The sequence below is a fragment of the uncultured Aquitalea sp. genome (assembly GCF_945957525.1).
GTDB lineage: Bacteria > Pseudomonadota > Gammaproteobacteria > Burkholderiales > Chromobacteriaceae > Aquitalea.
Window position 1 is genome coordinate 1 of record NZ_CAMFLA010000013.1, and the last position, 14,791, is coordinate 14,791.

At 61.5% G+C, this 14,791-nt stretch carries 13 protein-coding genes; 8 read left to right on the plus strand and 5 right to left on the minus strand.

The annotated features are described in order from the left end of the window. The 4 genes from Q0P52_RS13020 to Q0P52_RS13035 form a co-directional block, all read left to right on the plus strand. Positions 1-1,584: HAMP domain-containing sensor histidine kinase (locus Q0P52_RS13020; protein ID WP_293763409.1), on the plus strand; the 1,584-nt coding region annotated here is incomplete at its 5' end. After that, positions 1,562-2,092, plus strand: coding sequence for a hypothetical protein (locus Q0P52_RS13025; RefSeq protein WP_293763407.1), 531 nt, complete (start codon positions 1,562-1,564; stop codon positions 2,090-2,092). The genes Q0P52_RS13020 and Q0P52_RS13025, both read left to right, overlap by 23 nt. Then, a complete protein-coding gene (locus tag Q0P52_RS13030; RefSeq protein ID WP_293763405.1) occupies positions 2,089-3,438 on the plus strand; it encodes a sigma 54-interacting transcriptional regulator in 1,350 nt (449 codons plus the stop codon). Before Q0P52_RS13025 ends, Q0P52_RS13030 begins: the two co-directional genes overlap by 4 nt. Before the next feature lie 251 nt (positions 3,439-3,689). Then, positions 3,690-4,022: a BON domain-containing protein gene (locus Q0P52_RS13035; protein WP_293763402.1), complete on the plus strand. Its 333-nt coding sequence runs from the start codon at positions 3,690-3,692 to the stop codon at positions 4,020-4,022. Between the two features lie 81 nt (positions 4,023-4,103). On the opposite strand, the gene Q0P52_RS13040 is transcribed toward Q0P52_RS13035, so the two are convergent. Continuing rightward, positions 4,104-4,457 carry a DsrE family protein gene (locus Q0P52_RS13040; protein ID WP_293763399.1) on the minus strand — a complete coding sequence of 118 codons (354 nt, stop codon included), beginning with the start codon at positions 4,455-4,457 and terminating at the stop codon, positions 4,104-4,106. A gap of 274 nt (positions 4,458-4,731) precedes the next feature. On the opposite strand from Q0P52_RS13040, the gene putA reads away from it, so the two are divergent. From putA to Q0P52_RS13055, 3 genes are all read left to right on the plus strand, one after another. After that, on the plus strand, positions 4,732-8,328 hold the full coding sequence (putA, locus tag Q0P52_RS13045) for a trifunctional transcriptional regulator/proline dehydrogenase/L-glutamate gamma-semialdehyde dehydrogenase (protein ID WP_293763396.1): 3,597 nt from the start codon (positions 4,732-4,734) through the stop codon (positions 8,326-8,328). A gap of 288 nt (positions 8,329-8,616) precedes the next feature. Further along, entirely contained in the window at positions 8,617-9,846 is a 1,230-nt protein-coding gene (locus tag Q0P52_RS13050) for a branched-chain amino acid ABC transporter substrate-binding protein (RefSeq protein WP_293763393.1), read from the plus strand. Between the two features lie 249 nt (positions 9,847-10,095). Next, on the plus strand, positions 10,096-10,848 hold the full coding sequence (locus tag Q0P52_RS13055; RefSeq protein WP_293763390.1) for a metallophosphoesterase: 753 nt from the start codon (positions 10,096-10,098) through the stop codon (positions 10,846-10,848). A 22-nt stretch (positions 10,849-10,870) separates the two neighbouring features. Here Q0P52_RS13055 and Q0P52_RS13060 read toward each other — a convergent pair whose 3' ends face one another. Continuing rightward, a complete protein-coding gene (locus Q0P52_RS13060) occupies positions 10,871-11,137 on the minus strand; it encodes a GlsB/YeaQ/YmgE family stress response membrane protein (protein ID WP_293763387.1) in 267 nt (88 codons plus the stop codon). 183 nt (positions 11,138-11,320) lie between these two features. On the opposite strand from Q0P52_RS13060, the gene Q0P52_RS13065 reads away from it, so the two are divergent. Then, a complete protein-coding gene (locus Q0P52_RS13065; RefSeq protein ID WP_293763385.1) occupies positions 11,321-11,686 on the plus strand; it encodes a cysteine-rich CWC family protein in 366 nt (121 codons plus the stop codon). A 191-nt stretch (positions 11,687-11,877) separates the two neighbouring features. Here Q0P52_RS13065 and Q0P52_RS13070 read toward each other — a convergent pair whose 3' ends face one another. From Q0P52_RS13070 to Q0P52_RS13080, 3 genes are all read right to left on the minus strand, one after another. Next, positions 11,878-13,014, minus strand: coding sequence for a succinylglutamate desuccinylase/aspartoacylase family protein (locus Q0P52_RS13070; protein WP_293763383.1), 1,137 nt, complete (start codon positions 13,012-13,014; stop codon positions 11,878-11,880). 164 nt (positions 13,015-13,178) lie between these two features. Continuing rightward, on the minus strand, positions 13,179-13,829 hold the full coding sequence (locus Q0P52_RS13075; protein ID WP_293763380.1) for a LysE family transporter: 651 nt from the start codon (positions 13,827-13,829) through the stop codon (positions 13,179-13,181). A 69-nt stretch (positions 13,830-13,898) separates the two neighbouring features. Next, a complete protein-coding gene (locus Q0P52_RS13080) occupies positions 13,899-14,675 on the minus strand; it encodes an AraC family transcriptional regulator (RefSeq protein WP_293763377.1) in 777 nt (258 codons plus the stop codon). Positions 14,676-14,791 lie beyond the last annotated feature (116 nt).

Below are 14,791 nucleotides of genomic sequence, written 5' to 3' on the forward strand. Positions count from 1 at the left end.
CGCGCCTGCCTTCGGCAAACCTCCCGCCTCTTCATCACGCCTTATTGGCCCATTGTCTTGGCAATGGTCACTGCCCGGGCGTCCGTTATCGATTGTTGTTGTAGCGGCATTGCTGGACAATTGGGCTATCGAACCGAAGAGTCATGTCCCATGTTGTTGCGGCATCTTTCCTTTAAAACTTTGCTGGTGGCTAGCCTGTTTGCGGTAACGCTGCTTCCTTCGTTGGCGCTGGTGCAAACATGGTGGCATTTGCAGCAGTTGTCGGATTCGGTGAACGACAGCCAGCAGTTGTCAGTCGCTTGGTCAGACTGGTCGCATACGTTTGCGGAGCAGGGAGAGCGCTTCGAGCGCTCGTCTCGACAGTGGCTGGCTCTGGATGAGCCAACATTTGCCGATAGCAGTTTGCAGGCGTTGCAGGCCTTGGACAAGTTGTCGGACAAGTTGCAACAGACAGATGATGCCGGAATGCAGGCGGTTGCCAAATCCTTGCATGACTGGGTCGGCAAATCGCGCGTCACGCTGATGACCGGCGATGCAGCCCCCGCGATGCGCCAGTCACAGCTGGAAGGGCAATACGAACGGCTCACTGCGTTAGGGCAGAGCTTGGATGGGCGGGTGAAACAGGCTGCTGCCGAGCGTCGCCAGCGCTGGGAGGCCAATTTGCGCAATAAGCGCCAGCAAGCGGATCGAATGGCGATCATTTCTCTGATGACCGCGATAGCCGGCGGTTTCCTGCTGGCACACTTGCTGGTAAGGCCGCTCACGGTATTGCGGCAGAAGATCAATCGATTGGCGCGCGGAGAACGCGGGCAGGACTGGAATATGTCCGCGCCTTATGACTTGTTGCAATTGGCCAATGCCCTCTCCGAACTGGACTCCCGGCTAAAGCAGTTGGAGGAGGACAAGACCAGTTTTTTTCGCCATGTGTCGCATGAACTGAAAACGCCGCTGGCGGCGATTCAAGAAGCGTCGTCGTTATTGCATGACCAGATACCCGGGCCGATGAATTTGGCTCAGCAGGAGATCGCGAGTATAACGCTGGCCAATACCCGGCTATTGCGCCAGCGTGTGGATACACTGTTGAAGCAGGATGCCGGCAAGTGGCTGGAACGACCTTTGACCATGGAGCGTTTTGCGCTGGCGGGGATGCTGGCGGAAATGGAAGCCAGCTTGCGCCCGCTGTTGCGACAAAAGCGGCTGAGCTTTGAGGCGGTCGGCGATGAGTTGCCGATCAGTGCCGATCGTGAACGGCTGCGCACCATTCTCGATAATCTGGTATCAAACGCAATCCGTTTCTCTCCGCAGGACGGCATTATCAAGATAGAGGTGACGCGTCGGGATGGGCGTTGCGGTGTCCGGGTCTGCGACCAGGGGCCGGGGGTGCCGGACGGCGTGCGCGAGAAAATATTCGACCCCTTTTTCACCGGCCCCCCTCCGGCTGGAGAGGTGCCGGGCAGCGGTATCGGTTTGACCATGGTAAAGACTTTTGCACAGCTGATGGGGGGGGACGTGGCTTGCCCTGCTGTGGCAATGGGAGCGCAATTTTATGTGTGGTGGCCAGATGGCGAACCCAAAGGCAGTTGATGTGATGATGAAAAAAATGATGGCTGCAACATTAGCGGCAGCATTGTCTGCCTGCGGCGCCTTGCCTGCCGGCAAGGGGGCACCTGCCGCGGCGACGCGCATGATACGGCTTTGTCCGGATGCGGACGCCGCCCTGGCGGGATTGCGGCATGGAAAGGACATCGGGGCGCCGGGTAAGGATGCTTGCGCTGGCGACCGACTGCGTTATGTGGCGCACCAGTTGGTGCAGGATGGCAAGCCGGACTATACCAGAGCGTATGCGCAATTGGAGGCTGCCCAGCAGTCGCTGAAGGCCGACGGTGGTCAGGAGGGTTTGAACGGCTTGGCTGCCTTGCTTGCTGGTCAGCTGGCGGAGCGTCGGCGGCTCGAAGAGCAGCTGAACCGACTTAACGGGCAGTTGTCGGAACAACAACGACGCGCAGACGACCTGGCCGCCAAGCTGGATGCGTTGCGTGCGATTGAGAAATCCATGGCTGACAAAGCCAGACTGAAAAAGACCCAACCATGAGTAGAAGCAGCAGAATCTTGCTGGTGGATGATGACGCCGATTTATTGAAACTCCTCGCGCTGCGTCTTGAGGCGGCGGGCTATGAGGTGGACAGGGCAGATTCGGCCGAGACCGCACTGGGTGTGCTGGCTGCACGCCGGGCTGATCTGCTGCTGACAGACTGGCGCTTGCCCGGCATGGACGGCCTGGCTTTGTTTGAGCAGGTGAAGAAAAGCTACCCGACCATCCCGGTGATCATGCTGACTGCGCATGGCACCATCCCGGATGCGGTTGAGGCGGTAAGCCGCGGTGTATTCGGTTACCTGGTGAAGCCTTTCGATAGTCAGGCCTTGCTGGACAAGGTATCGCAAGCGCTGGCCTTTTCATCGCGGGCCGTTGCGGTGGATGACGACAATGCCTGGCGCGCCGGGCTGGTCAGTTGCAGCCCTTTGATGGAAGAACTTTTGGCCGAAGCCCGCTTGGTGGCGGCTACCGACGCCAGTGTGCTGATCCGCGGTGAGAGCGGTACTGGCAAAGAAGTGCTGGCGAAGGCGCTGCATCTGGCCAGCCCACGCGCCAAAGGCGCATTTGTTGCAGTGAACTGCGGCGCCATTCCGGACAATCTGCTGGAGAGTGAGCTCTTTGGTCATGAAAAGGGCGCATTTACCGGCGCCGCTTCGCGGCATCAGGGCCTGATTGCCGAGGCCGACGGCGGTACATTGTTTCTGGATGAAATCGGCGACATGCCGCTGGCCTTGCAGGTAAAGTTGTTGCGCGTGTTGCAAGAGCGCGAAGTGCGGCCGGTGGGTTCCGCCAAGGCTGCGCCGGTCGATGTGCGGGTGGTGTCCGCCACGCATCGGGATCTTGAGTCTCTGATCAGCGACGGTCTGTTTCGTGAAGACTTGTTTTATCGTTTGAATGTGGTGGCGTTGAATTTGCCGCCGCTGGCGGAGCGGCGCGAGGATATTCCCTTGCTGGCGCGGCACTTCCTGCAAGACGTGGCGGGCCGTTACGGCAAAGAGGTGACGGGGTTTGCGCCGGATGCCATGGAGTACCTGTGCGGGCTGCGATGGCCGGGTAACATCCGGCAGTTGGCCAATGCGGTGGAACAGTGTTGCGTGCTGAGCACTTCCGGACTTATTCCGTTGACGCAGGTGCAGAAAGCGGTGTCGGAAGGTATGGCCAGCATTCCTACTCTGGCCGAAGCCAAGCGCGAGTTTGAGCGCGATTATCTGGAAAAGTTGATGCGGGTAAGCAGCGGTAACGTTTCGCTGGCGGCGCGCATCGCGGATCGCAATCGAACCGAATTTTACCGGCTGCTGCAAAAGCATCAGTTGGTGGCGTCTACCTTCAAAGAGGGTGGTTGAGTCAAAAGGCGGCCTGTGAGGCGGATTGGCTGAGACCCCTGTCGTTAAGCAGCGACAGGGGTTTTTCTTTTGTTTTCAGCGCAATGCGCGGCATGCATGGAAATCTTGTCGTCAATTGGCGACGAACTGCGCCGGCACCGATCGCTTGCTGTGCTTGTGAAATGATGCAAGTTGTTGATATGAAAGGATTCGAAAAGGCTGGCACGCCGTTTGCAATGCGTGTTGTGAAACGCAAGCGATGAGGTGATGCCATGACTTTCAGACATCTGAGCCAAGGGCTGTTGTTTGCCTGGATTGCCGTGCTGCCGCAGGCGCACGGTATGAGTTTGTTCGACCCGGTAGCCGAGCATGTAGCCATTGCTTCGGTCAGCAATGACGACAAGCTTGCCTGGCAACTGAATGAAGTATTGAAGCCGCTGGCGGACGGGTCCGGTTCGGTGATTACGCCGGAGGTGAAGAATGGCAAGGTGGCGCTGAAAGGTTCGTCACCCAGTCGCGATGCCCTGCGCCGCATGATGGAGGTGGCTGCCAATGTGCCTGGTGTACTTGAGGTGAGATCCGAAGTAAGGATCAAACCCGGCTGATTTCTGCTGTTCCTTTGTTTGTATGACTCCAAGACTGCCCTTTGGCCTGCCTTTTCCCCCGAGAGGCAGGCCGTTTTTTTGTCAGAATCCGAGAACCTTGTCAGCTTCCAGCGTCCAGTTGGCCAGTTCTGGCATGGTGCCGATTTTCACGCCTTGAATCAGCCGGTTTTCACTCAGCCCCCGCGCGTCAGCGCAGGTTCGGCATACATAAGTTTCCACACCCATTGAGATGGCCTCTTGCAGCATGTCGCCCAGGCTGGGGTTGGCCGAAGCGGCCTGTCCCTGCATGGCGGTGATGACGGCGTCAGACAGCAGAAACAGCCGCAGTCGTGGATGGTTGGCGTGGCTGGCCAGGGCCAGCGTCAGGCGCAGGCTAGTGAGAACGCGTTCGCTGCCATAGGGGCTTGCGCTGAGCGTGATCAGAATGTTTTGCATGCTTGACCTCGGTATTGACTACAACTCAATGGGAAAAAGCAGGGCGGAGGAGGGCCGCGCTGGTATGGACGTTGTGGTGATGCAACAAGATTGCAACAGTCGGGCCATGCCATGATAGGACAAGTGGCTTGATTTTCCTTGATCGCGCGCTGCTTTCCGGGTGTCTTTATGTGGAATATTTTATATTGTCGAACAGTTGCAATTCCAATTGTATACAATAGGCAAATCTTGAGCCGGTATAAACCGGCGCTGCGAACAAAATCGGGAGTTATCCATGCAATTCGAGGTGTTTGCCCAATCCCAGACGGCCCTGCGCGATGCCATTACATCCGCTTATCGTCGAGATGAACAGGAATGCGTTCAGGCCCTGCTGCCGCAGGCCGCGCTGACGGAGCCTCAAGTGGCCGCCACACAGCAGCTGGCGCGCAAGCTGGTGAGCCAGGTACGTCAGGAGCGTACGCGCTCCAGCGGCGTGGATGCGCTGATGCACGAGTTTTCGCTCGACAGTGCCGAGGGCATCGCCCTGATGTGTCTGGCAGAGGCCTTGTTGCGCATCCCGGACAAGGAAACCGCCGACAAGCTGATTCGCGACAAGATTTCGCGCGGCGACTGGAAAGCGCACTTGGGCAACAGCTCCTCGCTCTTTGTGAATGCTGCAGCCTGGGGCCTGGTGGTAACCGGCAAACTGGTGTCTTCCCACAGCGAGCAGGGTTTGTCTTCCGCCATGACGCGGCTGATCGCCAAGGGCGGGGAGCCGCTGATCCGCAAGGGTGTGGACATGGCGATGCGCATGCTGGGCAAGCAGTTTGTCACCGGCGAAACCATCGAACAGGCGCTGGCCAACGGCCGCGAGCGCGAAGCGCGCGGCTATCGCTTCTCTTACGACATGCTGGGCGAAGCGGCGATGACCGAGGCGGACGCGCAGCGCTACATGAACGATTACATCATGGCGATTCACGCCATCGGCAAGGAATCGGCCGGGCGCGGCGTGTATGACGGCCCGGGGATCTCAGTGAAGCTGTCCGCCATCCATCCGCGCTATAGCCGTGCCAAGCGCGAACGGGTGATGAGCGAATTGTTGGCTCGCTTGAAAGAGCTGTTGTTGCTGGCGCGCCAGTACGACATCGGCCTGAATATCGATGCCGAAGAAGCCGACCGCATGGAGCTGTCGCTGGATTTGCTGGAGGCGCTGGCTTTCGACAAGGATCTGGCAGGCTGGAACGGTATTGGCCTGGTGGTGCAGGCTTACCAGAAGCGTTGTCCCTTCATCATTGATTATCTGGTGGATCTGGCCCGCCGCAGCGGCCATCGCTTCATGGTGCGTCTGGTGAAGGGCGCTTACTGGGATGCGGAGGTGAAGCGCGCTCAAGTGGACGGCCTGCCGGGCTATCCGGTGTATACCCGCAAGGTGTACACCGACATTTCCTATCTGGCCTGCGCCAAGCGTCTGCTGGCGGCGCAGGATGCCATTTACCCGCAGTTTGCTTCGCACAACGCCTACACCTTGTCCGCCATTTATCAACTGGGCCAAGGACTGGATTACGAGTTCCAGTGCCTGCACGGCATGGGCGAAACCCTGTACGACCAGGTGGTGGGCGCCGGTAATCTGGGTAAAGCCTGCCGTATTTATGCACCGGTGGGCTCGCATGAAACCCTGCTGGCCTATCTGGTGCGCCGCCTGCTGGAAAACGGCGCCAACAGTTCTTTCGTCAACCGCATCGTGGACGAGAAGGTATCCATCGACGAGCTGGTGAGCGATCAGGTGGCCGAGGCCGCCAAGCATGGCGGCGAGCCGCACAAGAAGATCCCGCTGCCCTTGTCGCTGTATGGCAACGCCCGCCGCAACTCCAAGGGGCTGGACCTTTCCAGCGAGCACGTGCTGGCCGCGCTGCAGATGGGCCTGCAAGCTGCCGAGCATGAAACCTGGCAGGCTTTCCCGCTGCTGGGCGATGCCGACATCACCGTTGGCGACTGGCAGCCGGTGCGCAATCCAGCGCAGCGCGACGACGTGGTGGGGCAGGTGATTGAAGCCACCGCCGCCGATGTTGATCGCGCCCTGACGTTGGCCGAAGCCGCCGCCGCCCGCTGGGCCGCCACGCCGGTGGCGGAGCGCGCCGCCTGCCTCAATCGCATGGCGGACCTGATGGAAGACAATATGCCGGCGTTGATGGGCCTGGCCGTGCGCGAAGCCGGCAAGACGCTCAGCAACGCCATCGCCGAAGTGCGCGAGGCCGTGGATTTCTGCCGCTACTATGCCGCGCAGATTGTCGCCGAATTCAACAACGACACCCACCCGCCGCTGGGCCCGGTGGTGTGCATCAGCCCGTGGAACTTCCCGCTGGCCATCTTCATCGGCGAAGTGACCGCCTCGCTGGCGGCCGGCAACCCGGTGTTGGCCAAGCCTGCAGAGCAAACCAGCCTGATCGCCGCTTTCGCCGTGCGCCTGTTGCACGAGGCGGGCGTGCCGCGCGATGTGCTGCAGTTCCTGCCGGGGCGCGGCGAGGTGGTGGGCGCGGCGTTGACCAGCGACGAACGTATCCATGGCGTGATTTTCACCGGCTCCACCGAGGTGGCGCAGATTATCAACCGCACGCTGGCCAAGCGCCCCGACGATGTGGTACTGGTGGCTGAAACCGGCGGGCAAAATGCGATGATCGTTGACAGCTCCGCCTTGCCGGAGCAGGTGGTGACCGATGTGCTGAGCTCGGCTTTCGACTCGGCCGGCCAGCGCTGTTCCGCGCTGCGAGTGCTGTGCCTGCAGAACGACATCGCCGACAAGGTCATTGCCATGATCAAGGGTGCGATGGATGAGCTGACGGTGGGCAATCCCGCACGCCTCACTACTGATGTGGGTCCGGTGATCGACGCCGAAGCCCAGGCCGGTTTGCTGGCGCACATCGACAAGATGAAAACCCGCGCCCGCAGCTACTATCAAACCCCCATGGGCGAAGACTGCGCCCAAGGCACTTTCGTGCCGCCGACGCTGTTCGAGATCGACAACCTGTCCGACCTTACCCGCGAAGTGTTCGGTCCGGTGCTGCACGTGCTGCGCTTTGAGGCCAGCGAACTGGACAGCGTCATCGATCAGATCAACGCTACCGGCTATGGCCTGACGCACGGCATTCACAGCCGCATCGACGAAACTATCAATCACATCGTCGACCGCATCAAAGTGGGCAATATCTATGTCAACCGCAACATCGTGGGCGCGGTGGTGGGCGTGCAGCCCTTCGGCGGCGAAGGCAAGTCCGGCACCGGCCCGAAAGCCGGCGGCCCGTTCTACCTCTACCGGCTGACGCGCGCCGTCTGGACGCCGACCTTGGCCGAAGAGGCGGTGGAAGTGAACTTCAGCGCGCTGGATCGTCTGGCCGCCGCAGCCGACGGCATCGGCGTGCGCGGCCTGGCGGCATCGGTGGCTGCTGCTCGCCGCAACAGCCCGCTCAATCATTTGGTGACGCTGCCTGGTCCTACTGGCGAGAAGAACACCCTGCGCTTTGCCGGTCGCGGCAAGGTGGCGTGCGTGGCAGATAGCGTCGCCGAATTGGCGGAGCAACTAGTAGCCGCGCTGGCCACCGGCAATGTGGCCGTGCTGGCGGATACGGCGGAAAACCGCCAGTTCGCCAGTTTGTTGCCGGCTTGCGTTGAGTTGGCAGGCGATGTGCTGGCGGCCGATGTCAGCGCCGTCCTGTATCAAGGCAAGGATGCCGCTGGCGCGCGACGCGCGTTGGCGGCACGCGATGGGGCTTTGTTGCCCCTGTTGCAGAATGCCGGCGCAGGGTACAACCTGCACCGACTGGTGGTGGAGCGCGCAGTCAGCGTCAACACTACCGCCGCTGGCGGCAACGCCAGCCTGATGAGCATCGGCGACTAAGCACGGCGGACATGCCGCTTCGCGTGCGTCGGCTGTGCCGGCGCAGTGCGGGGCGGCCTCATGACGAGGTTTGTCCGCAGTGCAAAGCGGTAAGGTCGGAACGGCGTCAGCCCCTTGTCGGACTGTTCGCCGTTTTGTCCGGAAACCGATGATTGATAAACGTTACTTGTCATGTGCTGTCGTCATTGGAATAATGCCGCCAGCGTTGCACGTAACGATATAAACTCGCTGCAAGAGAACTGTCCGCCACAAGCGGGCAGGAGAGACCCTAAAGATAGAGGATTCAAGATGCAATTTACCAAGCTGACTACCGTTACCCTGGCTGTTGCTGCTGCCCTGGCTCTGGCCGCTTGCGGCAAGAAAGACGACGCCGCCGCTCCGGCTGGCGCTGCTTCCGCTCCCGCCGCCGCTGCGGCTGGCGATGTAGTGAAAATCGGCTTTGCCGCACCGCTGACCGGCCCGCAAGCCCACTACGGCGAGGAATACAAGAATGGCGTGACCCTGGCCATCGAAGACGCCAACGCTGAAAAGCCGACCATTGGCGGCAAGCCGGTGACTTTCGAACTGGATGCCCAGGACGACCAGGCCGACCCGAAAACCGCCACTCAGCTGGCGCAGAAGTTTGTTGATGGCAAGGTTGCCGGCATCATCGGCCACTTCAATTCCGGCTGCGCCATCCCCGCATCCAAGATTTACTCCGACGCCGGCATCCCGATGATCGCCATGGCCACCTCCCCGGTGTTCACCGCTCAGGGCTTCAAGAACACCTTCCGCTCCATGACCTCTGATACCCAGCAGGGCAGCGTGATGGGCAAGTTCGTGGTGGAAACCCTGAAGGCCAAGAAGATCGTCATCGTTGACGACCGCACCGCTTACGGCCAGGGCCTGGCCGACGAGTTTGAAAAGGCCGTCAAGGCCGCTGGCGGCGAAGTGTCCAAGCGTGAATTCACCAATGACAAGGCTACCGATTTCGCGGCCATCCTCACCTCCATCAAGGGCGTGAATCCGGACGTGATTTTCTACGGCGGCGCAGACGCCCAGTCCGCTCCGATGGCCAAGCAAATGAAGCGCCTGGGTCTGAAGGCTCCGCTGATCTCCGGCGAAATGACCAAGACCCCGAACTTCCTGCAACTGGCCGGCAAGGAAGCCGAAGGCTCCATCGCCTCCCTGGCTGGTCTGCCGCTGGAGCAAATGCCCAAGGGCAAGGACTACGAAGCCCGCTACAAGGCCCGCTTCAAGACCGACGTAGCCACCTACTCTCCGTACGGCTATGACGCTACTCGTGCGCTGATCCAGGCCATGAAGGACGCCAACTCCGCTGATCCGAAGGCTTACCTGCCGGTTCTGGCCAAGATCAAGTACTCCGGCGTGACTTCGGCCAACTGGACCTACGACGACAAGGGCGATCTGAAAGACGGCGGCATCACCGTTTACAAGGTTGAAGGCGGTCAGTGGAAGGTCATGCAGACCATCGGTGGCGGTGCAGCCGCTCCGGCCGCGGCTTCCGCAGCCCAGTAAGCGTTTCACCGCTTCAAAGACCAACGGCACAGGGTTTCCTGTGCCGTTTTTGTTTTCGCGCGCAAGGCCAAGTTTGAACGGCGCCGCAGCTCAAGGCATGCGCAGGCCAAGCATGCCGGCTGACGTTCATCATCGCGTCGTGCCGACGCGGCGGGCCAGCCCGGAAGAGGAGGAGCAAATGCCTTGCCCGCCGATTGCGCGACAGGTGCATAATGGCCGTCTCACCACTCACAAGGATGGCTGTTCCCCATGAGCAAGTTGTTTGCCAGTCTGCCCGCCAATACCCAGGGAAGGGATTTTGTCGTCGGCGATGTGCATGGCTGTTTCACCGAGTTGCGTCAATTGCTGGAAACGGTGGTGTTTGACGGCAGCCGGGACCGGCTGTTGTCGGTGGGGGATTTGGTGGATCGGGGGCCAGAGTCGGCGGCGGTGTTGGAGTGGCTGGCCTACCCGTGGTTTTACGCCGTGCGCGGCAACCACGAACAAATGGCGCTGGAGTTTGATCTGGCCGATACCGACTCCTGCGAGCGCTATCTGCATAATGGCGGTGGCTGGTTCATTTGCCGCCCGGAAGAAGAAAAGCAGCGCTATCGCGAGGCTTTCTCCGCCATGCCGCTAGCAATGGAAGTGGCCTGCGAACACGGGCTGGTGGGCCTGTTGCACGCGGACTGCCCCGGCGACAACTGGAATGCGCTGCGCGACAAACTCAAGGGTTGGCAGGATGAGTCCCTGCTGAGCGAGGAAGACCGCAAATGGCGTTACGAGCTGATCTGGAGCCGCGAGCGCGCCAAGGGCGGCGAGCGCCAGCCGGTAGTGGGCGTGGTGATGCTGTGCGTGGGCCATACGCCGCGGCAGGAAGTGCGGCAGGTGGACAATGTGCACTATCTGGATACCGGCGGCGTCTACGGTCGTAAGCTCACCCTCTTGCCGCTGGACACGCTGGAGCCGGTTTCGGTGCCGGTGCCGGACAAGGGCTACGGCTACAAGGTGATTGAAAGCTGATGCGTTACAACAGCCGGCCCGCTTAGCGGGAGGAGAGCAATCCCAGCGCCCGCAGCGCGGCAATCAATACCACGGCGCCCATCACGCCGAACACCAGGCCCGACAGGGAAAAATGTCCGGCGTTATAAGCCTTGCCGATGCCCAACACTTCGCCAAACAGCCAGCGCCCCAGGCCTGAGCCCAGTACGCCGATCAGCATGTTGAGAAACAGCCCTTTGCTGACGTCGGTGACCTTGCCGGCCAGCCAGCCTATCAGCGCGCCGGTCAGCAGCGTAGCGATCCAACCCATGATTTGCCTTTCTGAAAGCGGTTTGTCGCACGGATTCTAGCAAAGCGCGGCTGATTCGTTCATTTGTCGGCCATGTGGATGAATGGGCCATGTTAGGAAGGTCAAGCCACGGTATGATGTCGCCTTCGGCCAACCTTGTCGGCGGTCCGCCGCGGTGCCCGGCCGTATTTCAGATCAAACCGTATGAATAGTCGCGACATCCCCTCTCCTTGTGTTGGCAGTTGCCAGCTCGATCCTGCCGGCGAAAGCTGCCTCAGCTGCCGCCGTACCATCAAGGAGATCGCCGGTTGGCCCGGCTACAGCAATTTCGACAAGCAGTCGGTCTGGAACCGGCTGCTGGCTTTGCCGCCGCAAATGGTGGAAAAGCGTTGCCCGGTTTGCAGTGCCGCCTTTGTTTGCGGCGATGGCGGCCTCAACGCGCGCTGCTGGTGTTCCGACCTGCCCAACATCATGCCGCTGGAGACGGACCACGGCGATTGCCTGTGCCCCACCTGCCTGAAAGACGCTATCCGCCAGCGCGAGGCCGGCGGCATATCCTCTTCCCATTAAAACCCGCAAGTAAGGTCCTATTGTTCCCGCAGCGAAGCGCGCCACCGGCTACCGCAAGACTTGCCGGCAGCCGTGGGATCTCGGCGCTTGGAGCCGTTTGCAAACCCTCGTCGAGACCCTGAACCAAGGCGCGCCGACACGGGAGGTACGTCCTGAAGGCGCAAGGCAAGGGTTTTGTTGGTGGGTCTTGATTAACGGGCCGACAACAACTTGCCGCTCTTGAAGGCCTGCTGCGTGGCCACTTTGGCTACGCTCATGCCCGTCGTGGCGTAGGGGTGCAGCTCGTGCGCGTACAACATGCCGCCGTGACGCGAGGCCAGCACGCTTACGGTGTCGCTGATCGGATCGATCACTTCCGCCACTGGCTGATCGGCGCTAACGACGCTGCCTGGCGCAACCAGATAACTCACTACCCCGGCGTGCGGCGCCACAAGGTTTTCCGAACCCGCCAGCGGCGTGGCGGGATAAACCAGTTCCGGCAATTGCGGGCTGTCATCCGCCGTGATCAGGCCGCGATAACGCAGAAAATCCAGGATCGCCAGGGCGTCCTTCTCCGCCAGTGCATGGCTGACATGGTGCTGGCCGCGCAACTCCACCGTGACTGACAGGCATGCCATCTCGATGGGCGCGTCGATGCCGTCGCGACGGCACAAGGTTTCGATTTCCCACCAGGTTTGACTGCAGGCTTCATCGAAGGGGTAGTCGCCGGATTCCGTGGCCAGCAACTGCGCATGCGAGCCCAAGAGGCGCGCCAGCGGCTCGCATTGCGGCCAGAGCGGTGTGCCGGTGTACACATGCAGGGCGGCGTTGCAGTCGCAGTGCAGGTCCAGCACGATGTCGGCGTCTGCCGCCAGCCCCATCAGCGTCTTGCGCTGGCTGGCCAGTTCGGTTTCCTGCGGGCAGGCGGCCACGGCGTCGCGGATGGCGGCGCGAATCAAGCGGGTGTTGGCTTTGGCGTCCGTGCCCAGCTGATCCTTGACTGATGCGTACACCGCGCCAGTGACGCTGGGGTAGTGGCGATTGAAATTCTGCCCGCTGCCCAGTTCGAAACGACCCAGATGATAGCCCTGCAGGGACTGGGCGTGGCCGATGGGGTTGGCCTGCGGCACCAGAATGATTTCGCCTTCGATGCGGCCGGCCGCTTCCAGCGTTTTCAGGGCTTGCTTCAAGTGCCAGGCCGTGAGCATGCCGGGCAGTTCATCGGCATGCAGCGAGGCCTGGATATAGGCTTTGCCAGCAGAGCTGCCGGCCTGGCCGAAATGAAAACTGTTGATGAGGCGGTGGGTGCCCAGGCAGGTGGACGTCAGCGGATGTTGCTGGTGGATCATGGCGTTTTGTCCGTTATTGCGCTGCTAACAACTGCCGGGGCTTGCCGTAGCCAGTGGTGTGACAAGGCGCGGGCCGGGTGTTGTTAGCCGCATTTTATCGAGTAGTACGAGCTGAACGGACACTCTACCGCGTCTGCCTTGATGCTGTCTTCATGTAACAGGGTTCACAGCAAGGTCTGGTAGCCATGCACGATCACGCCGAACGCCAGCCAGGCGAACAGCGCGGCCGAGGCGGCGTTGCAATAGAGCAGCAACTGGTGCCCCACCAACTTCTGACCGTGGCTGGCCAGCAAGGCGAGGAAGGACGACCACGCCGCGCCGCCAAGGAAAAATCCGGTGAGGAACACGCCTGCGGACAGCGCGCTGCCATCCGTGCTCTGCGCAATCACACTGCCGCCCACCGCGGCGAACCACAGTAGGGAGGAGGGGGAGGCCAGCGCCATCAACAGGCCACGCCAGAATTCGGCCCAACCGGAGCGCACCTTGTGCTGATGATGCGCGCCCGGCAAGGTGGCGTGCGGGTGCCGCCATTCCAGCCAGGCGGAGCGCGCCATTTTCCAGCTCAGCCAGATCAGCACGCTGCCGCCGCCCAGCCACATCACCCAGCGCACCGGGGTAAAGCTGAACAGCAAGGCCATGCCCAGTACGGACAATACCGCGTAGAAGAGATCGCCGAAGCAAGAGCCCAACCCCATCAGCAGCGCCGGGCGCAAACCATTGCGCATGCCGGTGTTGATGAGGGCGGCGTTAACGATGCCGATGTCCAGGCACAGCGAGACGGACAAGAGAAAACCTTTGGTGGCGATGGCCAGCATGATGAAGCAACCTGCGTATTCGGGTGGTGGTGCCGGCCATGATAGGCGCGCTGCGCCGGGCCGGTCTTGTCAAAAATTGACGCGACGGAAGCGTCCGGGCGACATGCCGCAAAAGCGGGTGAACGTTTTACTGAAGTGCGCCTGATCGGCAAAGCCGGTGGCCAGCGCCACTTCGGCGATATCCTCCCCTTGGCGCAGCAGAGCGCGGGCGGCCGATAGGCGGCGCTGCATCAGCCAGGCCAGCGGCGGCAATCCGGCGGCGGTTTTGAATGCCCGCACCAGATGCGCTTCGCTCAGGCCTTCTTCTGCGGCCAGCGCGTCGAGCGTAGGCGGCGAGTCCAGCTGATCCAGCAATCTTTCCTGCAGACGGCGCAGGCGCGGCGAAGAGAGGCTGGCCGGCGGTCCGTCCGCTCGTCGGGGGGCGCTGTCCAGCAGATTGAGCAAGAAACCGATGACGGCCTCTTCGCGCAACTCGGCGGGCGCATCGCCCAGGCCGCGCAGGGCGGCGGCGAGGTCCGGCCGCTGCAGGTCAGGACGAGCCGGCAACCAGTCCTCGCCCGCGAGGGGGCGCAGGCGCTCGGGCGATACATACAGCGACACGCAACGCCAACCGCCATCGCCCAGCTGCCGGCTGGATTGCAGAGCGCCGGGCGGGTAGACGGTGAGCACGCGCGGGTCGGCCTCGAAAGTCTTGCCATCCAGCCAGATGGCTTCCAGACCGTCGATATTGGCGCTGACGACGTATTCGTCGTGCGTGTGGCGGGGGAACCCGGCGGCGCTGGCGGCCACTTCGGCCAATTCCAGCCCGTCGTTGCGGTAGAGGATCATGCCCACCACTATAACCACGCGGACTGCAGCTGAGAACCGTCAGGCGGAGGAGGGGGAACTGTCTGAGGGGGAAATCGGTTTGTAAAACAAAACCGGCGCCGCTAGGGCGCCGGTCGGCATGGACTGCAGGGCCT